This window comes from Brevundimonas sp. (assembly GCF_041919755.1).
GTDB lineage: Bacteria > Pseudomonadota > Alphaproteobacteria > Caulobacterales > Caulobacteraceae > Brevundimonas.
The window spans coordinates 208,089-225,916 of sequence record NZ_JAYRTD010000004.1 but is presented as its reverse complement, the minus strand read 5'-3'; the positions used below and the strand labels follow the sequence as shown (position 1 = coordinate 225,916).

Here is a 17,828-nt window from a genome sequence, read left to right as displayed (position 1 = left end):
CCGGGCCGGCCACGCGAGCCGCCCCGCCGCCCGCCGCCGCGCCCGCGCCGGCCACACCGGCTCCCGCCAAGGCGCCCGCGCCCCCGACCGCGAGCGCCCCGGTGAGCGCCGCGCCGGCGCCAAGGGCGGGTCCGCCGGTGACCAGCGCCGAGGCGAGGTTCGGTATGAAGACCGCGAGCATGGCCAGCAGGATGGCCGCCACCAGGATGCTGAGACCTTCGTAGATGTCGGGATTGGTCGACGGCTGAAGCTGGTCGAAGATCGTTCGGGCGCCAGAGACGACGATGGCGAGGGCCAGCACCTTGAGCCCCGAAGACACGACGTAGCCCAGCGGTCGTTCGGCGAGGAAGGCGGATCGGTTCCAGATGCCGAACGGCAGCAGGACGAACCCGCCCAGGGTGACGATCTTGAACTCCAGAAGGGCCACGACGATCTGGAGCGCCAGCACGGCGAAGGCCAGCATGATGCCGATCATGGCGAGCCCGAGGATCAGGGCGTCGGCCATGTTCCCGACGACGTCCAGCGGGTTGTCGACGGGCGCCGGCGTCTCCCCCAGCGCCTTCACGATCTCCCAGCCCTGGGCGAGGATCGCTCCGGGGTTCAGGAAGTCGGCCCGGCTCAGCGATCCCCCGCCCGCCGTCAGGCCCAGTTCGATGAAGCCGGCGTAGATCGTCTCGGACAGGCGCTGCCAGTCGTTGATCAGCCAGGCGAAGGCCCCGATCAGCAGCACCTTGCCGAAGCCCGAGGCCAGCACCTCCCGGTTCGGCGATAAGGCCCACTGGATGCCGGTCAGGGCGACGACCAGGGCGATCAACAGGCCGAACACGCCATTCACCGAGCCCTGCAGGGCGTCGAACCCGGCCGAGATGGTGTTGGAGAACACCACCATCAGCTCATTCGGGGTTTCCACTCCGACCGACATGACTCGGCTCCTCAGTCGCGCGCGTGGGAGAGCGGATCGAAGCTGGGCGGCGCCACGGTTCCGGCCGTCCCGGACCAGCGCCGACGGCGGGCCTCGTCGCCGGACGCCCGATCCGCGGCCTCTCTGGCAGTGGCTTCGGCGAGCAGGCGGGACTGGGCGAGCATGATGGTGCGCAGGGCGGCAAGGTCTTCGGCGAGGACCGCAAGCATCTGGTTGGTGGACTGAACGGCCGCCGTCTGACCCGTGGCGCCTTCGCTCGCCGACAGGGCTCCGCTGAGGCGACGATCACGACCCTGTCCCAACCGCTCCAGTTCGGCGGCCGTCCGGGCCACGTCCTCGGCGGTCCGGCGCGCGGTCTCGGTGCGCGCCCCGCCCTGGGCCAGCAGACGATCGAGGTCCGCCCCGGACAGGTCGTCGGGATAGAGGGACCGGAACTGTTGCTCCAGGCCGCCGATTGAACTGGCCAGGCCTCGTGCGGATCGCGCCAGTTCAGCCATCTCACGCAGGGACTGGCTGTTGTCGGCGAGGTGGCTGTAGGGCGAGGCGGCCAGGCTCCGGGCCTCGTTGGCGAGGCTCTCCAACTGGCGAGCCGCCTGCAGCAGATTGGTGATGTGGTTGGTGGGATCGACCACCACCAACTGGGCGGAGACCGGGGTCGCCCCCATCATCCCGGCGGCCGCCAGACAGGCGATCAGAGCCCTGAGCGGATTACTCCGCCGCGAGCGGCGGGGCGAAGGCGTCGAGAACAGCGTCAACATGGCAAACTCCCTTGGCTGTGAGGAATTCCCGCGCGAACCGGTCTTCGCCGGCGCGTGCGAGGATGTCGTCGATGAGGGTCTGATCTTCGGGCGACCCGGCGCCGCACAGGGCGAGGGCCACGCCGGTCAGACGCAGGTCGAAGAGCCGGCGGCCCGCGGGCTGGCGCCAGTAGTAGGCGCGCTTGGGCGTCGCGAAGGCGATCAGCTCCAATTGTCGCCGGTTGAGTCCGAAGCCCTGGTAGAGGCGGGCCGAGGCGGGTTCGAGCGCCCGGGGATTGGGCAGGAAGACCTGGGTCGGGCAGCTCTCGATCAGGCTGGAGGCGATCGGCGAGGCGGCGACATCATCCAAGCTCTGGGTCGCGAAGATCACGGCCACACGCTTCTTGCGCAGGGTCTTCAACCACTCGCGGATCTTGGCCGCAAAGGCGGTCTCGCCCAGGAACAGCCAGGCCTCGTCGAGCACCAGCAGGGTGGGCCGTCCGTCGAAGCCGCGCTCCAGATGATGGAAGAGGGCCGACAAAACCGGCGCCACGGCGGACGGCGTGCCCATGAGGCTCTCGAGTTCGAAGGTGTCGAAGCGGGTCGGGACCGGGGCCTCGCCCTCACCGTCGAGCAGGCCGCCATGCGGCCCCTTCAACGTCAGGGGCTCAAGGGCGGCCGCGACGGCCCGGTCCTGCACCAGAGCGCAGAAGACCGTCAGGGTGCGCTGACCGACCGGAGCCTCGGCCAGGGCGCCGAGGGCCGACCAGATTTCCTCGCGGACGCGGGGCACGGGCTCCAGACCGGCGAGCCGCACGGTCTCGGCGATCCATTCGGAGGCCCAGGCGCGCTCACCCTCCTCATCGATGCCCGCCAACGGCCGAAGCGAGAAGGCCGCGCCCGGCGCCAGCGCCCGCCACCGTCCCCCGGCCGCCAGAGTCGCGGCGCGAGCGGATCGTCCCTTGTCGAAGAACACGACCCGGGCGTCCGGATAGCGGAACCACTGCAGCGCCAGGAAGGACAGGAGCGCGCTCTTGCCCGAGCCCGTCGGTCCGATGACCATGGCATGGCCGACATCGCCGACGTGCAGCACCAGCCTAAAGGGCGTCGATCCCGTGGTCCGCGCGGTCGCGAGCGGCGGGCCGCCAAGGCACTGATCCCCCATCGGCCCGGCCCAGACCGCCGAAACGGGCAGCAGGTCGGCCAGGTTCAGTGTCGACACCAACGGCCGCCGGACGTCCGCGTAGGGCTCGCCCGGAAGAGAGCCCAGCCAGGCCTCCACCGCGTTCAGATCCTCGATGCGCGCGACGAGACCCTGGGCGTTAAGGGCGGCTTCGACCGCGCGCGCCTTGGCGGCGGCGCCGGCTTCCTCGTCGTCGAGCACGGTTACCGTGAGGGTCAGATAGCCATAGGCGCAACTCTCCGCCCCCAAGGCCGCCAGCGCCCCATCGCATTCTTCCGTCTTGGAGGCGGCGTCGGTGTCGAGGAGGGGCACCTCCTCCTTGGTGATGGCCTCGCGCAGCAAGACGCCGACGCCCTTTCGCTTGGCGAACCAGCGCTTGCGCAGACGAACGATCTCCCGCTCCGCTTCCGGCTTGTCCAGACCGATCCAGCGCGCGGTCCAGCGGTAGGGAAACGGCAGGGCGCCCAGGGCGTCCAGCAATCCCGGTCGGGTCACCGAGGGCAGACCGCGTACCGAGATGACCTTGAGCCAACGCCCGCCCAGTCGCGGCGCGACGCCTCCCGAGAGGTCCGCGTCCGCGAGCCAGGCGTCGAGGAACATCGGCTCGTCCGGCGGCTCCACCCGGTGGCCGCGCGGCGACACGCACTCATGGAGCCAGGTCAGAAGATCGGCGTCGTCGAGCGGCGCCACCTCGGGCAGGCCGTCGCGCAGGAGGTCGAGGGTGGTCGCGGCTTCCCGTACGAAGGCGGCGAGCGCCTGACGCCAATCCGCGTCCGCCCTGGACAGGCCGTCGAACAGCCAGCGCTCGATCCGACGGGTTTCGTCAGCCGGCGGCAGCCAGGTGAGGGCCAGTCGGAAGTCGCTTTCGAAGGCCGGCTCGCCCGCCTCGAACCGTTGGCGACGCTCCTCGTCCAGCAGCCAGGCGATGTCGGTGTCGAACCGGCTTTCGGGATAGGGCGTGGCCTCGCGCCGACGCGCTTCCATGTGCAGACACCAGCCGGTCCCCAGGCGTCGCAGGGCGTTGTTGAGGCGCGCCCGCACCGCCATGAGCTCGTCCTCGGTCGATGAATCCAGATCCGGTCCCCTGAACCGGAAAGCCGTGGTGAAGGAGCCGTCCTTGTTGAGCACGACGCCGGGCGCGACGAGGGCGGCCCAGGGCAGGTGATCCGCCAGGGCGGCGGGACGGCGGCGGTGTTCGTCGAGGAAACGCATCCGACCCTCACGCGTCCAGATGGCCGGGCAGGGCGAGATGCCGCTTCAGGACGTCGAAGAAGCGCCGGTCGGCGCGCGCAGCCCACAGGCCGATCGCATGGGCGGCGGCCCACCACAGCAGGCCCAGCCACCAGATCCGCAGGGCCAGACCCAGCACCATGGCGATGGTGCCCATCGCGATCGCGTAGTCCCTCGGCATGCCGGCCATCAGGACGGGCTCGGCCAGAGCCTGCGCGACCGGCAGATCCCAACCGTTCGGACGACCGTCTGGAGCGGAGCCGGTCATCAGCCGATCTCCGCCCCTCCGGCGAAGCCGAAGAAGTCGAGGAAGAAGGTCGAGGCGGCGAAAGCGATCGACAGACCGAACATGATGCCCAGCCCTCGGCGCATCGAGGAGCCGTTCTCGCTCATGGCGATGCCCGCCCCGAAGATCACCACGGCCACCACGGCGGCCGCCTGGACCACCGGTCCCGTGATCGACTGGACCACCTGCTGCAGCGGTCCCTCCCACGGCATTCCCGATCCTCCGGCGAGAACCGGCCCGGCCACCATCAGGCCGCACGTCATCGTCGCGCCGAAGAGCCGGCGCCCCAGTATCCGTCGCATGTCAGACTTCCTTTGTTTCAGCGCATCTCAACGCGCCGCAACACATTGCAAGCAAATATACCCACAGGTTGTCAACAGGTCGCAGTGAATATTCTTCTCGACTTTTCGAAGACTTTAGCTCGACTCGTCTCAACTTAGGATAAGACTTGTAGAGACTTGCGTCCAACGACTTGGGGAGAACTCAGCATCAACTCGCGATGACTTGGGCTTGGAGCCCGCCACGGCTGCGTTCCTGCCGTGCGCAGCCACATTCTCCGGTGCTCAAGCCAGGCGGGTGATCGCGTAGCCGCCGTCGTCCGACGGCTCGACCCCGAGCACGGCTTCGACTGTCCGGCCGGTCTCGGTCCGCCGGATATGGACGATCCGGTCGACCGCCTGAGCGATCGCTCGACGGGGCGTGCGGGCCGAAACCTCCGCGATGAGGTCCTCGACGCGGCGTAGTACATCGTCGGCCGAGTTGGCATGGAGGGTCGACAGACCGCCGGGGTGTCCCGTGTTCCAGCTCTTCAACGTCTCCAGTGCGGCGGCGCCGTCCCGCATTTCGCCAACCACAATCCGGTCAGGCCGCATGCGAAGGGCGTCCCTCACCAGGTCCACCACGCCGATGACGATCGGCTGCCGCCGAGTGAGCACCGAGACAACGTCCCAGGCCGAGCACTGCAGTTCCGGCGTATCCTCGACCAGGAACACCCGATCTCCGGCAAAGGCCGGCTCCGCGAGCACCGCATTGGCGAGAGTGGTCTTGCCCGACCCTGTCCCGCCCGAAATCAGGATGTTCATCCGGCCGGCTGCCGCGGCTCGAAGTGCGTCGGCCTGACCAGCGGTCATCACACCATCGCGCACATAGTCGTCCAGCGTCCAGATTACGGCCGGACGCTTGCGGATGGAAAAGGTCGGGCCCGGCGCCACGGGTGTCAGCAGCCCCTGGAACCGCTCGCCTGTGCCGGGCAAGACGCCCGACACGCGCGGATCATCGCGCGTGACCGTCTCGCCAACATAGTCCGCGATCAACCGGACCACCCGTTCACGCGCCTCGGCGGTCAGGCTCTCTCCGGTGTCGCGTCGCCCCTCCCCGCTTCTGTCCAGGACGAGACGCCCATCGGGATTGGCCATGATCTCGACCACAGCGGGTTCGACGAGGGCCTCCAGAACGGTTTCGCCGAGCGCGTGACGGAGCGCCTCCAGCTTTCGATTGGCGATAAGCGGATTTTCGCTCATCAGTTCGGCCCGAACGATCGTTCCTCTGCAGGCACGCCGCCCTCCGACGTCGCCCGCCCGGCGACGATCCTGGCGGCTGTCGCGTCCAGCAGGCGCTCGATCCGGCGGTCGACGGCCGCCTGAACGGTCGGGTCCTGGTCCACAACCGCGTCGGGCAGGCGCAGGAAGAAGGCCCGGGCGACCTCGATCAGAAGCTCCTGGACGATCTGCATGTCCCGGGCGGTCGAGCGCATATGGTCGCGAAGACTGCGGTCCAGGTGCAGGAGACGATCATCCGGATCGGCGTGCGGACTCTTCTGGAGTCCCCGGGCAATCACCCGTCCCGCCGCCTGGCTGAGCGGAACCTTGCCCACCCGCGCTTCCCGGTTCAGGGCCGCGACCACCTTCTGATCCGTCAGATAGACCTGCACGCGGCAGGCGCCGGCATCCTTCCTAGCCATCACCCAGTCCTCTCAAGTGATCCAGAGCCGCGTCCTGCGCAGCCATCTCCTGCGCCACCCGCCCGTAGATGTCGGCCACCCGGGCGGCGACCTTCCGCTCGTCCATCGCCGCCGCGACCTCCTTGAACAGCGGCAGGGAGGCTTGCGGGTCTTCGCCACGGCTGCGGCGCCCCGCCCAGGGATGGGGCGCGACAGGCGGGCCATCCAGCCCAATGGACTGATCCGGCGCCACATCGTGCGCCCGGGTGCGAAACGGCTCACGCTTGTCATAGTGGAGCTTGCGCGTCCGAAGCGGTCGGACGCCGGCGGCGAACACCAACTGGACATCGTCCGGCAGTGAGCGGATCTCGCCGGGCTCGACCAGCGGTCGCTCGATTTCCGATCGCGACACCGAACTCCGCCCGGCCCCGAGACCCGCCGGCGCGCTCCGGCTCGACCGGGTCTCCAGGACCGTCCCCGTGAGCTTGGAGACCTTGTCCTGGGTCAGCGGATCGAGCGCCGAGAAGGCGGTGTAGACGGCGCAGTTGTCGAGGATGGTGTTGTTGGCCCCGTAGGTTTCGACGATGTCGTTGAGCGACTGGGCCACGAACATCACCTTCACCCCGTAGCCGCTCAGCAATCGCAGCGACTTCTCGAAGAAGCTCACCCGACCCAAAAGCGGAAACTCATCCATGAGCATGAGGAGCCGATGCTGTTTCGGCCGGCCGTCCGCCGCCTCCCCCTCCTTCACCGTGAGCGCCTGGGCGGCGGCGTAGAAGAACAGACGCACCAGCGGCCGAAGCGCCGCCGCGTCGGCGGGCGCCACCTGCACATAGAGGGACACAGGCACCTCGGCGCACATCAGGTCCGCCATCGAGAAGTCCGAACGCGACAGGGCCCGTTCGACATCCTCGCCCGCCAACCACTTCAGATAGGACCGAGCCGTGCCCTGGACCGACGTCCGGAAACGGTCGTGCATGGCCGCATAGCCTTTCACGGCCGTGGCGATGAAGGGATGCACCTCGGGCGAACCGGATATTCCAATCCGGTGCAGCGTCCGCCCCATGACCTCGGCGGCATCGTCCAGATCCGCCAGGAGCCCCCGAACCGTCAGCAGCGTCTTGTCGCCGTCCTCGGCGGTGTAGAGCACGTGAAGGATCACCGCCTCGAGGATCTCCGAAGCCGCCCGGTCCCAGATCGCCTCGTCGTCCCGCGCTCCCCCGGGGTCCGACAGGATCGCGACCAGGCGCTGGACATGAGCGAGTTCCCCCGGGCCAGGAAGGATCTCCGCCAGCGGGTTCCAGCAGGCGGACGCCGGATCGCGGGGATCGAAGTAGAGCGCGTGGCTGAAGCGGGACCGCCATCCGGCGCTCAGTCTCCAGAGCTCGCCCTTCGGGTCATGCACCAGAACACTGGCGTTCCAGGACAGGAGAGTCGGCATGACATGGCCGCGCCCTTTGCCGGACCGGGTTCCGCCCGTCACGAGACTCGGGCGCAGATCGGTCGTCGCCAACAGCTGCCGGCCAAGCAGGCCAAGGATGCAGCCGCCCGGGGCCGTCAGACCGGCGGCGCGGGCCTCGGCCGCTCCGCCCCAGCCCCGGACCCGCCTTATCCGGCCGGCGCCGTCGACCAGAACGCCGAGGCCCAGGCCGCCCATTCCCCCCAGGAGGATGAGTGGGGCGCAGGACCCGACCGCGCGGGCCGCCTCCTCACCAAACCGAAGGCGCCAGACATAAATCGACCACGGCGGGTAAAGGGCGATGTCCGGCGCGGGACGCCAGGCAGGGCCCAGAACGGGGTCGGCCCCGTAAAGCCAGGCAAAGGCCTGTCCGGCGGACTGTGAACCGAGCAGCAAGCCCAGGGCCAGCAGGATCAGCCGGATCCTCACCTCAGTCGCCGTCCGCCGACCGCGGACCGCGGCGCTCAACCTCCAGCACCAGAAGGGCGGAGGCGTCCATGCGTCGACGGTGATAGCGGGTGACCGCTTCGGTCAGATCCTGCCGGGCGCCCTCGCGGCCGAGATGGGCCAAATGGGCCGCCTCGGCGTCGGCATCCGGGAACAGGCGGAACTCCGCGTCGCCCAGCATGCGCAACTGGGCGTCGACCCGTCGGAAGGCATCGACCAGTGACCGATTTCCCGTGGCGCGAACCAGACGGTCGAAGAGTTCGCGCACCGCATCCTCGGCGGACAGGTCCGGTGCCGGCGACGCCTGGGCGGCCAGATCGATGGTCAGTTCCAGGCTCGTCGTCAGCGCCCGCAGGCGGAGCCAGAACCGATCCCGCAACATCGCGGCATCGAGCCGCGGGGCGAGGTAGCCCGCACGCGGCGCGCGCTCCAGGAGGCCTTCGCCACAGAGCCAGGCGAGCGCTTCGCGAACCGGTGTGGTCGACAAATTGAGGCGACGCGCCTCCTCGATGATCACGATGGACCCGCCCGGGCTGTAGACACCCCGCAGGGCTCGATCGCGAATGTTCTCGAGCGCCAGGCTGAAGGGATCGCGGGCTCTCGGCACAGCCAACTCCGTACAGATAGACTCCGCGTTATCGTCAGCCCGTCGGCCTTCGCCAATGGATTGCATCTCCCGGTTGGCCGATCCGCAAGAAATCGTCGGCAAGCCCGCAATAAACCGGCGGTCGGACCGCAACTTTCTTGCGGATGCGACAAATCAGCTAGGGACAGATACACGCGAGCGTTGATCGCAAGGCGATCCCGTCGCACGATGACTCACCGTCGATCACATACCGGGAGCAATCATGGACGAGACCTCGTTGGAGTCTCGGGACGACGGGAGTCTTCGATCGGCGGTGTTGAAGGGCGTGCGGAGACTGCGGGGTCTGTCCACGCAAGAAACGGCGACCGCGCTCAACATGCCGCTGCGAACCTACGAGCATTTCGAGGCCGGCCATGGGCGGCTCAACCTCGACTACCTGCACCGCTTCAGCGTCGCCACAGGCTCCGACTTCTACGGCCTCATGCACGCCATCGCGATCGGATCGCCCGAGTTCGCCGTGCGGACGGCCGACAACAAGTTCATGACCACCTTCACCATCCTGCTCCAGGCCTATGACCGGCAGATGGGAGACCGCATCCGAGACCTCGACGCCCGCTCGCTGATCGCCGCGTTCGGAGAGATGTTCGACGCGCTCGCAGAGGTTGGCGGCCGACGGGCAGAGGAGGCGGAGACCTTCCTCGAGGAAGGCCGGACGGACCTGAACTCGCGCCGGCCCAAGCCGGGACGCTGACGCAGATATACGCCGGATATAGCTTTGCAGCGGCTTCATCCGGGCGCTGACTGATCGGGCCACATCCGTGGCGATCAACCAGGGAGACTACGATGAAGACCACCAGGATCGCGCTCGTCCGTCTCGGCAGCGCCCGGGCCCTGACCCAACTCGAGCCCGAGGGTCGGTTCGCCGAGATCGGCCTCGACCGCAGCAAGACCCCGGTCTGACGCGGAAGGGGCGGTCGCCTCTCCATGGGGCGACCGCCCTTTGCGATCCGGGCCCTTTCATCGTCTCCCGCACCACCGGAGAGACCCTGATGAAAACGACCCGACTGACACTCATCCGCCTCGGCCGCGCCCGGGACCTGACCCGGCACGAAGTCGAAGGCAACTGGGCCGAGATCGGCGTCATGCGCAGCCGGACGCCCGTCTGAACGTCTGCCCGGGCGGCCGTCAAAGCGATCGCCCGGGCTTTTTCCAGCGACCGGGACATGCCTGAAGACCACACCGTTTTCCTAGCGCCCCACATCCATCTGGCGCGATGCCACGATGACATCGTGGTCCTCGACATCCTGGGCGACGACTATGCCCTCCTTACCGACGCGGCGGCGATGATCCGGTTCGAACCCGATCCGGGGCGGATCACGGTACCCCGCGACGTGCACGATGATCTGCTGGCGGCCGGCCTCCTTGCCGCTCACCCCTCACCGGCTCGCTTCGCGCCGCCAGAACCGGTGGGAGACGTCCCGGCGTGGACAGACGCCCTGCCCCGGCGACTGCTGATCGGCGCGGCGGTCAACAGCCTGGCGGCGAGCGTCAGCTTCGCCCGCGCCCCGTTCGACCATCTGGTCGCCACGGCCGCGCGCCGCTCCACTCCGGATCGGGACGTCAGCGACGATGAGGCATCGCGGGCGATCGGCGCCTTCCTGGCCATCCACCCCTGGATTCCCTTCGAGGGCGACTGCCTGCAACGCGGCTATCGTCTGCATCATCATCTGCATCGATCAGGCATCCCGGCCCGATGGGTGTTCGGCGTGCGCACCTGGCCGTTCCTCGCTCACTGCTGGGTCCAGGTCGGTGACCGCGTCGCCGGCGATACGGCGGAACGGGTCCGCACCTTCAGCCCGATCCTGGCCGTCTGATGGGCGCCTATCTGCTTTGCAGCCAGTCCGCCGACTGCGGGGTCGAACATCCCCTGTCACCTAGGCTTCAGGAGCAGGCGCGCGCCGCGGGCATGACCATCACCCCCCTGTCCGACGCAACCTGGCTGGCTGTCGCCGGCCCCGGCCGCCCCGCCTCCACAACGATCGGCGGCTGGACCCTCGTCGGCGAGGTCTTCAATCGTCACGATCCCGCCGTCCGCCAGATCCCCGACGATGATCCGGCCTCCTACGAGAAGAAGATGCTCGCCCGCTTTTGGGGGCGCTTCATCGGCGTGCGTCTGGACGGCAAGGGACGACTGGCCGCGCTCCTGCGTGATCCGTCCGGCGCCCTGGATTGCCTCTGGTGGGCGCAGGGTCCGGTCACCCTCGTCGCCTCCCAGGTTCCAGAGTGGCTCGCGCGGAGCGCTGGCGCCGGCTGGCGGATCAATCCCGCCCGCGTCGAGGCGGCGCTTCATGATCCATATTCGACCTCGGGCGATCTCCTTATCGACGGCCCCGCTGCTGTCCTGCCCGGCGCCATGGTGACCCTGAACGACGGGATTGTGAGCGAGCTCTGGCGGCCTGACTGGCTGGCCCGGTCAGCGCCCGCCCTTTCTGACGACGAGGCCGCAGAGCGACTGCGAGACGCTCTCGACCAGGTCGTCGCAGGCGTTCTGAAGTCTGGCGGCGTCCTGGCGGCCGAGGTGTCGGGCGGTCTCGATTCCAGCATCGTGGCGGCGACACTGGCGCGGACCGAGCCCGACCGGGTGCGGCTCTGGCTGAACGCCTGGGGACCCGACGCCACTGCCGACGAACGGCCCTGGGTCGATCTTCTGGCGGCACACATCGGGATCACCGCGACGTGCCAACCCCGTGCGACCGGCCGGCTGACCCTGGAGATGCTGACCCATCTCACGCTGGGCATCCGGCCCGGACTGGCCGCCATGGATGCCCTTCATGACGCCGACTGGGCGCGGCGGTTCGTGGCCGCCGGCATAGACACGGTCATCACAGGCAAGGGCGGGGACTCGATGTTCATCCAGCCAGCGGACGCCGGCGTCTTTGTCGATTTCCATCGTCAACGGGGATGGCGCGCGTTCCTCTCCAGAGCCAACATCGACCTCGCACGCTGGAACGAGCGATCGGTCTGGACGCTGATCGGGGCCGCCCGTCGGCCCAGGTATACGCCGGCGGCGATCGATGATCCCAATCCGTTGCTGCGTCCCCGCATCCACCCGGAGATCGCGCGCCATCCCTGGCTTCAGGGCATCGACGATCTCGGACCGGCCAAGCGACGCCAGATCCTGGGTCTGGTCCAGGGATGCGGCCTTCACGGGGCGTCGTTCCAGACCGAAGTGGCGACCGTGTTCCATCCCCTTCTCGCCCAACCGGTGACCGAAGTCTGCCTCGCCCTGCCAACCCCCCAGTTGACCCTCGGACGGCGAGATCGCGCGCTCGCCCGCCGGGCCTTCTCCGATCGCCTGCCAGACGCGATCACCACCCGAAGGTCCAAGGGTGAGATGACCGCCTTCTATGGTCACCTGATCGCCGACGGGCTGGACGTCCTTCGGCCCTGGTTGCTCGACGGGCGCCTGGCGGCCATGGGGCTGATCGATCGCGACAGGGGCGATGTCGCCCTGACCCGGGAGTCCCTCGCCTGGCGTGGCGGCTACGTCGACATCATGACGACGGCTGCGATCGAGAGTTGGGTCCGGGCATGGGAGCGGCGCCTACCGGGAGGTTGAGCGCCTCATCGCCGAGCGTGCGGTCGAGCCAGTCGAAGATCTCCCGATAAACATCGCGCACATTGGCCGGACTGGCGTTGGAGTGACTCTCGCCCCAATAGGTCGCCAGTCGCGCCCATTTGCCCTGCCGGTGCATCGCGGACAGCATGCGCTGGGCGTTTGCCATGGGCACATAGTCTCGATCGGCGGTGATCAGCAAAAGCGGCGCGACGATCCGGTCCGCCTGCATGTAAGGGCTGGCGCCTGCATACTGATCGGCCTCGGACCAGGGCGGACCGCCCAGTCTGGCCTGCCCGTTCTCGACGGCGCCCGGTGCAGTATCGAGCGACATCGCATACTCCGGCCAAAGCCAGGCATGGGGTCGCAGTTCGCCCCATTTGGCCGCCGGATCCGTCGGCGCGGCCCAGGCGACCACACTTCGATATCGCGGCGACCGTGTCGCGATCGCCAGGGCGGTGTATCCCCCGAAACTGTGGCCCAGCAGGGCCAGCCGGTTCGACGGCAAGCCGGGTTCTTCGGCGAGCGCGGCGTCGACCGCCGCGTCCGTCGCACGGGTAAAGTCGTCAAACATCGTCGGCCGTGTCGTCTGACTTTCGTCGGGCAGGGCCGCGGACAGGACCGCGTAGCCTTCGGTGGCGAGGATTTGCGCGCGCGGCCCCAGAGACTGGAGGCCTGTCGCCTCCACATAGCGGCCATCCTCCACGACCCCGGGGTAGACCATGACGATAAGCCCCCTGACCTCGGTCGCCGTCCGACCAGGCGGCAGGAACAGATAGCTGGTCACGGCCTGTCCGAACGGATCGCGATGATGGATCGGTTTCGCCTGAGGGATGGCGACCTCGGCCAGGTCAGCATTCACGCGATCCAGCACCCGATCCACCCCCGGCGTGGCCAGGGCGAGGGTCTCCACACCCTGATCCAGACATGCCGTCAGGATTCCCGTCCGCACAACAGACCGCCCGATCAGGGTGCCGTCGCAGGTCTGCGTCGAGGTTATCCCTGTGGCTCCGCCTCGATCCAGAATGCGCGTCCCGGAGGGCGATCGCGCCGCGATCCAGGACTGCCTCGGGGGCTCGTTCGCCTGGATCCGGAACGGGGTCATGAGCGTGAAGGTGCGGCCATCGCTCAGGGTATCGCCTTCGGCGGACAGCGGCCTTGTTTCGCCGCCGCGCCCCAGAGACCACAGTCGTCCTCCGGCGAACGCCAACGCCTCGTCATCGAGCACGGCGGACAGCCGCGACGGAGATGACGCCATCCCCTCCGTCAGATTGAGCGGCGCGCCCGCGCCGAGCGTCCACCAGTCGAACCGGTCGGACCCGGGTCGTCGGGCCCGCAGGATGGCGTCCCGCCCGAGCCAGTCGGCCTGAACGACCCGGACTTCATCCACGTCCCGCCCCTCTTCGAAGGGGCGCAGCCCAGCCGTCTCGAACCGCTTCAGATCGCCGTCGATGCCGGCCGCGAGCAACGTGGCGGCGCCCCATCCCTCCCCGTCCCGACGCGCCCAAATCAGCACGGCGTCACCGGCGGGAGACCAGCGCAGGAGATGCGGAGCCACGTCGAGGTCATCGCCCGGACGAACCGCCTCTCCCGTCCCAACCGCTACCAGGGTCAACCGGCTACGGGTCTGGACCGCGCTCTGGGCGATCGAGCTCAGTGGGACCCTCGCCACCGGCGCCCCGGATGTCAGGACCGCGATCCGGTCTCCGGCGGGGGACGGTGCGAAGTCCCGTATCGCTCCCTCGGCGAGGACCTGTTGCAGCCCCGTCCGCACATCGAGCACGATCAGACGGACCGGCGGCGCCGCGGCGTCCGTCGTCACCTGGCCGGCGCGCGTCTCGACCCGGGTCCGGGACGGCTCGCGCCCCTCGGCCGTCCGCGTCCACCGTTGGTCCATCTCCGACTGGCCCGTGCCATCGAAACGCAGAAGCCAGGGCAGATCCCCGCCCGGCCGAATGGTGAGGGCCAGCCGGTCCGCGTCCAGCCATGCACTCGTCACCCCGTTGACTAGGTCCGGCGTGAGACCGGTCCACCTCACCGATCGATCCGCCAGAGTCACGACGCCGATCTCAAGCCGATCCCCGCTCAACCGGTGGACCAGAAGACGACGACCGTCCGGCGACCATGACCCCAGCAAGAGGCCAACGCCTGGCTCCGAGGGCAGGAGGTCTTCCGGCGCCCCACCGTCGGTTCGGGCGATCTTCAGGTCGCTGACGGCCCAACCCGACCGGTGGGACCGATCGAACCGGGGCGCGGTATCGTAGGGACGCCGCCGTTCATAGACGACCCATTGTCCATCCGGAGAGAGCGAAGCCGTACCGAAGGTCTCCATCGAGAGGACATCGTCCAGGGACAGGGTTCGGCCCGGTGCGGCGACGGGCGGGCCGTCCTGCAAGGCGAGGACCGGGCCAGCGGACGTCAGGCAGGCGAGCGCCAGCGCCGCCGCGAGGCGGTTGTGAGCAAACATGATCCGCCTCTCACCAGCGACGGATCAGTTGCAGGCTCACGACACGGCCCAGAAGGTCCGCCTGGCCCGGATCGTAGCCGAAGCCCGTCGGGGAATCGTAGAAAGGCGGGTCCTGGTCGAAGAGGTTCTGGACGGTTCCGAGAATCCGCCAGCCCGCGAGAACGCCAGACGCCGGAGACCATCCGACCTGCAGGTCGGCGGTGTTCCATGCCTCGATCCGGCGGTCGGCGTCATCCCGGTAGGCCGACACATGGCTCCAGTGAAGCCCGGCGCTGAAATCAGCCCACGTCCAGACCGCGCCCGTTCGCGCCCGCAGTCGGACCGGGTAACCGATCCGGCCAAGGACGGACTGGCCCTCCGCCGTGGGTGTCAGCCGTGTCTCGTAGTCGAGCAGCCAGGACGCCCCGGACTCGATCGTGACCCTGTGATCCCCGAACGCGAAGGGTCGCGAGGCCTGAAAGTCGAGGCCCCGGACGCGAACCGCCGCCGCATTGACCCAGCGTGCATCCAGGATCGCGCCATAGGATACTGGCGGGAACAACGATCCGTAGGCGTAGGCGGGATCGTCGGTGAACGAGCGGATCAGCGCCAGGTCCGCCGCGCTGTTCGCCGGATCGATGATGCGGACGAACGGGGCCAGGGCCGGATCTGTCAGAGCGGCGTCGAGGTGCTCGTTGACGGGTTGGGAGATGCGGTTGTCGAACCGCGTGTCGAACAGGTTGACGCTCAGGCGAAGACCGCCGCCTCCCTCGTAGTCGCCTCCGAGCGTCCAGGTTTCCGCCGTTTCCGGCTGGAGCCCCGCATTGCCGCCGTAGCGGTACAGCGACAGGATCGAGGCGCCGTCACCTCGCGTCACGAAAGTCGGCGCGGACTGATCCGCATCGTTCAGCTGCGGCAAGGAGGGCGCCCGGAAAGACGTGCCCCACGAGGCCCGCAGGTTAAGACCCGACACAGGCGACCAGACCACGCCCACCTTCGGGTTGGAGGTTCTGCCGAAGTCCTCGTAGTCCTCGACGCGCCCCGCCAGCGACAGTTCGAGCCGTTCGATCCCCGGACGGGCGTTGGCTTCTCCCACCAGTGGCACGCGCACTTCCGCGAAGAGCGCTGAAATCGTCCGGTCACTCGAAGGGGACACGATGTCCAAGGGCGCGACCGAACCGGTCAGCGTCGACAGTCGGGTGTCGAACGTCTCGCGACGCATCTGCAGGCCGACCGCCACATCGACATCGCCGCCGGGCAAAGACAGGGCTGATCCCTGAAGCAGGAGGTTGGCGGACTGGGACCGACTGCGATCCAGTGAGGCCGAGTAGCCCGAACTGATGAAGTCGAGCACCGCGGCGCCATTGGCGTCGCCCGCGCCGAACGGGTTGAAGAAGCCGTCACGAGACGCGGAATAGGCGGTGGCGGGATTTTCCAGCGTATTGCCGAGAGCCTCATTGAGGAAGGCCGAGTTCACGATGCCGAACGTTCGCTTTTCGCCCCGCTCCTCGGCCCAGGCGAGATAACCGTCCAACGTCCAGCCGTTCCCGAGATCGTAGTCAGCGCCGGCTGTGAAGCCGAGGCTCCGGGACTCGCCTTCCTGCCGACTGTTTCCCAGATCCTCCAGGAAGGAGTAGCCGATCAAATGCCGCGTCGATCCATTGGGCGATACGAAATGGGGGTTGGCCGAGGTGACCTGAAAGATCGTCACAGACCCCGTATTGGCGAAGCCGTAGTCCCGCTGGCTGAAGCGCAGATCCGCTGACAGGTCGAGCCGGTCGCCGATTGATTGGCGGACGCGACCGTAGACGCTGTGTCGGTTCACTTCGGGCAGAAGGTCCACCCCCGCGATCTGGCCACTGAGATTGGTGGCGCCGGCGACGAAGTCCGACGGGCTCTGCGCCGTCCCCGAACTGTTTGGCCGAATGGCCCAGGCCGAGACATATCCGCCAGTGCCGGGATCGACGGCGACGATATTGCCCGGCACGCTGTAGAGCATACGCCGGTCCGAGCCTCCGAACGGACGCAGATCGCCATCGCGTGTGAATGCTCGATCCCCCGCGCCCAGCGGATTGGCGTCCTGATACTCCCACGACAGATACCCGCTCCCGCCCGACCAGGTGGTCCCGGCGATATGGGACACCGTCACATCCTCGGCGCCGCCTCGCGCGGCGCCCACGCGCACTCGGCTCTCCTGGCCGTCGAGCGATCGGCGCATGATGACGTTGACGACGCCCGCGACGGCGTCCGAGCCGTATAGGGCCGAGGCGCCATCGAGCAGCACATCGACCCGCTCCACCGCGGCGGATGGCAACGCCGACACATCGGCGAACTCCCCGCGCGAACCGGTGCCCGCCATCCGTCGGCCGTTGATGAGGACCAGGGTCGCATCCGCCCCGAGCCCCCGCAGATTGATTCCGGTCGCCGCCACGCTGTTGGAACCGGCAGGGTCCGCACGCGACAGCAACGCCGCCGGCGTTCCCGATCCGGAGTAGTTCTGGGGCAGATCCGTGAGCGCCTCGGCGACCGTCGCAAATCCGCGCCTGTCGAGTTCATCCCGGCTCAAGGCGACGACCGGCGACGCCAGTTCTCCGGACGATCGGAGCAGAGTGCCAGTAACCACCACATCGCCGAGTTCGGTCGTCGGCGCTTCCAGCGCGGCCTGCGCTCCCGAACGACGCACAACGAAAACTCCCGGCCGGCTCTGGCTCCAGGTCAGGCCGGACCCCCGCAGCAGCAGATCGAGAGCGGCCGCCGGCGCGTGTCGTCCGCGGAGCCCCTCGGACCGAAGGCCCGCGACCAGGTCCCCCGGCACGAAGATCTGTTGATCGGACTGGGCGGCGAACGCGTTCAGGGCGTCCCGTAGCGAGCCCGCCGCGATGTTGAAGTCTCGAGCCTCCTGGGCGCTGACGGGCCCGGCGGCCAGAACGCAGGCGACCAGGGCGCTTCCGGTCAGCAGGTTCAATCGGTTCATGAT

14 protein-coding genes are annotated in these 17,828 nt (G+C 68.5%); 3 read left to right on the top strand and 11 right to left on the bottom strand.

Annotated features, from left to right (window positions below; translation table 11 throughout):
- The 9 genes from trbL to ACE3TH_RS07710 form a co-directional block, all read right to left on the bottom strand.
- Nucleotides 1–922: P-type conjugative transfer protein TrbL (trbL, locus tag ACE3TH_RS07750; protein ID WP_374598918.1), on the bottom strand; the 922-nt coding region annotated here is incomplete at its 3' end.
- A gap of 11 nt (nucleotides 923–933) precedes the next feature.
- Complete coding sequence (locus ACE3TH_RS07745) at nucleotides 934–1,680, bottom strand: conjugal transfer protein TrbJ (RefSeq protein WP_368925615.1); 747 nt, start codon at nucleotides 1,678–1,680, stop codon at nucleotides 934–936.
- Nucleotides 1,631–4,054: a conjugal transfer protein TrbE gene (gene trbE / locus ACE3TH_RS07740; protein ID WP_368925617.1), complete on the bottom strand. Its 2,424-nt coding sequence runs from the start codon at nucleotides 4,052–4,054 to the stop codon at nucleotides 1,631–1,633. The genes ACE3TH_RS07745 and trbE overlap by 50 nt, the downstream gene beginning before the upstream one ends.
- Nucleotides 4,055–4,061: 7 nt before the next feature.
- Complete coding sequence (locus ACE3TH_RS07735) at nucleotides 4,062–4,340, bottom strand: VirB3 family type IV secretion system protein (RefSeq protein ID WP_368925619.1); 279 nt, start codon at nucleotides 4,338–4,340, stop codon at nucleotides 4,062–4,064.
- Entirely contained in the window at nucleotides 4,340–4,660 is a 321-nt protein-coding gene (locus ACE3TH_RS07730; RefSeq protein ID WP_368925621.1) for a TrbC/VirB2 family protein, read from the bottom strand. Before ACE3TH_RS07730 ends, ACE3TH_RS07735 begins: the two co-directional genes overlap by 1 nt.
- A 261-nt stretch (nucleotides 4,661–4,921) precedes the next feature.
- Nucleotides 4,922–5,878, bottom strand: a complete 957-nt coding sequence (gene trbB / locus ACE3TH_RS07725; RefSeq protein WP_374598915.1) for a P-type conjugative transfer ATPase TrbB — start codon at nucleotides 5,876–5,878, stop codon at nucleotides 4,922–4,924.
- The gene (locus tag ACE3TH_RS07720) at nucleotides 5,878–6,318 is read right to left on the bottom strand and encodes a hypothetical protein (protein WP_368925624.1); all 441 of its coding nucleotides are present in this window, start codon (nucleotides 6,316–6,318) and stop codon (nucleotides 5,878–5,880) included. The genes trbB and ACE3TH_RS07720 overlap by 1 nt, the downstream gene beginning before the upstream one ends.
- Complete coding sequence (locus tag ACE3TH_RS07715; protein WP_374598913.1) at nucleotides 6,311–7,954, bottom strand: type IV secretory system conjugative DNA transfer family protein; 1,644 nt, start codon at nucleotides 7,952–7,954, stop codon at nucleotides 6,311–6,313. The genes ACE3TH_RS07720 and ACE3TH_RS07715 overlap by 8 nt, the downstream gene beginning before the upstream one ends.
- A 232-nt stretch (nucleotides 7,955–8,186) precedes the next feature.
- Nucleotides 8,187–8,810, bottom strand: coding sequence for a GntR family transcriptional regulator (locus ACE3TH_RS07710; RefSeq protein WP_374598911.1), 624 nt, complete (start codon nucleotides 8,808–8,810; stop codon nucleotides 8,187–8,189).
- Nucleotides 8,811–9,051: 241 nt separating this feature from the next.
- On the opposite strand from ACE3TH_RS07710, the gene ACE3TH_RS07705 reads away from it, so the two are divergent.
- The 3 genes from ACE3TH_RS07705 to ACE3TH_RS07695 all read left to right on the top strand — a co-directional run bounded on the left by ACE3TH_RS07705 (nucleotide 9,052) and on the right by ACE3TH_RS07695 (nucleotide 12,408).
- The gene (locus ACE3TH_RS07705) at nucleotides 9,052–9,540 is read left to right on the top strand and encodes a hypothetical protein (RefSeq protein ID WP_374598909.1); all 489 of its coding nucleotides are present in this window, start codon (nucleotides 9,052–9,054) and stop codon (nucleotides 9,538–9,540) included.
- Between the two features lie 472 nt (nucleotides 9,541–10,012).
- Nucleotides 10,013–10,663: a lasso peptide biosynthesis B2 protein gene (locus ACE3TH_RS07700; protein ID WP_374598907.1), complete on the top strand. Its 651-nt coding sequence runs from the start codon at nucleotides 10,013–10,015 to the stop codon at nucleotides 10,661–10,663.
- Nucleotides 10,664–10,755: 92 nt separating this feature from the next.
- The gene (locus ACE3TH_RS07695; RefSeq protein ID WP_374598905.1) at nucleotides 10,756–12,408 is read left to right on the top strand and encodes an asparagine synthase-related protein; all 1,653 of its coding nucleotides are present in this window, start codon (nucleotides 10,756–10,758) and stop codon (nucleotides 12,406–12,408) included.
- Here ACE3TH_RS07695 and ACE3TH_RS07690 read toward each other — a convergent pair.
- Together ACE3TH_RS07690 and ACE3TH_RS07685 are read right to left on the bottom strand one after the other, a co-directional pair.
- Complete coding sequence (locus tag ACE3TH_RS07690; RefSeq protein ID WP_374598903.1) at nucleotides 12,344–14,872, bottom strand: prolyl oligopeptidase family serine peptidase; 2,529 nt, start codon at nucleotides 14,870–14,872, stop codon at nucleotides 12,344–12,346. The two genes, ACE3TH_RS07695 and ACE3TH_RS07690, sit on opposite strands and share 65 nt — an antisense overlap.
- A 10-nt stretch (nucleotides 14,873–14,882) precedes the next feature.
- Nucleotides 14,883–17,825: a TonB-dependent receptor plug domain-containing protein gene (locus ACE3TH_RS07685; protein ID WP_374598901.1), complete on the bottom strand. Its 2,943-nt coding sequence runs from the start codon at nucleotides 17,823–17,825 to the stop codon at nucleotides 14,883–14,885.
- Nucleotides 17,826–17,828 lie beyond the last annotated feature (3 nt).

What these genes read in the sequence shown, in the direction of transcription:
- ACE3TH_RS07700 (WP_374598907.1), top strand. Translation starts at nt 10,013, where the DNA reads ATGCCTGAAGACCACACCGTTTTCCTAGCGCCCCACATCCATCTGGCG.
- ACE3TH_RS07685 (WP_374598901.1), bottom strand. Translation starts at nt 17,825, where the DNA reads ATGAACCGATTGAACCTGCTGACCGGAAGCGCCCTGGTCGCCTGCGTT.
- ACE3TH_RS07735 (WP_368925619.1), bottom strand. Translation starts at nt 4,340, where the DNA reads ATGACCGGCTCCGCTCCAGACGGTCGTCCGAACGGTTGGGATCTGCCG.
- trbE (WP_368925617.1), bottom strand. Translation starts at nt 4,054, where the DNA reads ATGCGTTTCCTCGACGAACACCGCCGCCGTCCCGCCGCCCTGGCGGAT.
- ACE3TH_RS07720 (WP_368925624.1), bottom strand. Translation starts at nt 6,318, where the DNA reads ATGGCTAGGAAGGATGCCGGCGCCTGCCGCGTGCAGGTCTATCTGACG.
- ACE3TH_RS07695 (WP_374598905.1), top strand. Translation starts at nt 10,756, where the DNA reads ATGACCATCACCCCCCTGTCCGACGCAACCTGGCTGGCTGTCGCCGGC.
- ACE3TH_RS07730 (WP_368925621.1), bottom strand. Translation starts at nt 4,660, where the DNA reads ATGCGACGGATACTGGGGCGCCGGCTCTTCGGCGCGACGATGACGTGC.
- ACE3TH_RS07715 (WP_374598913.1), bottom strand. Translation starts at nt 7,954, where the DNA reads ATGGGCGGCCTGGGCCTCGGCGTTCTGGTCGACGGCGCCGGCCGGATA.
- ACE3TH_RS07705 (WP_374598909.1), top strand. Translation starts at nt 9,052, where the DNA reads ATGGACGAGACCTCGTTGGAGTCTCGGGACGACGGGAGTCTTCGATCG.
- ACE3TH_RS07690 (WP_374598903.1), bottom strand. Translation starts at nt 14,872, where the DNA reads ATGTTTGCTCACAACCGCCTCGCGGCGGCGCTGGCGCTCGCCTGCCTG.
- trbB (WP_374598915.1), bottom strand. Translation starts at nt 5,878, where the DNA reads ATGAGCGAAAATCCGCTTATCGCCAATCGAAAGCTGGAGGCGCTCCGT.
- ACE3TH_RS07745 (WP_368925615.1), bottom strand. Translation starts at nt 1,680, where the DNA reads ATGTTGACGCTGTTCTCGACGCCTTCGCCCCGCCGCTCGCGGCGGAGT.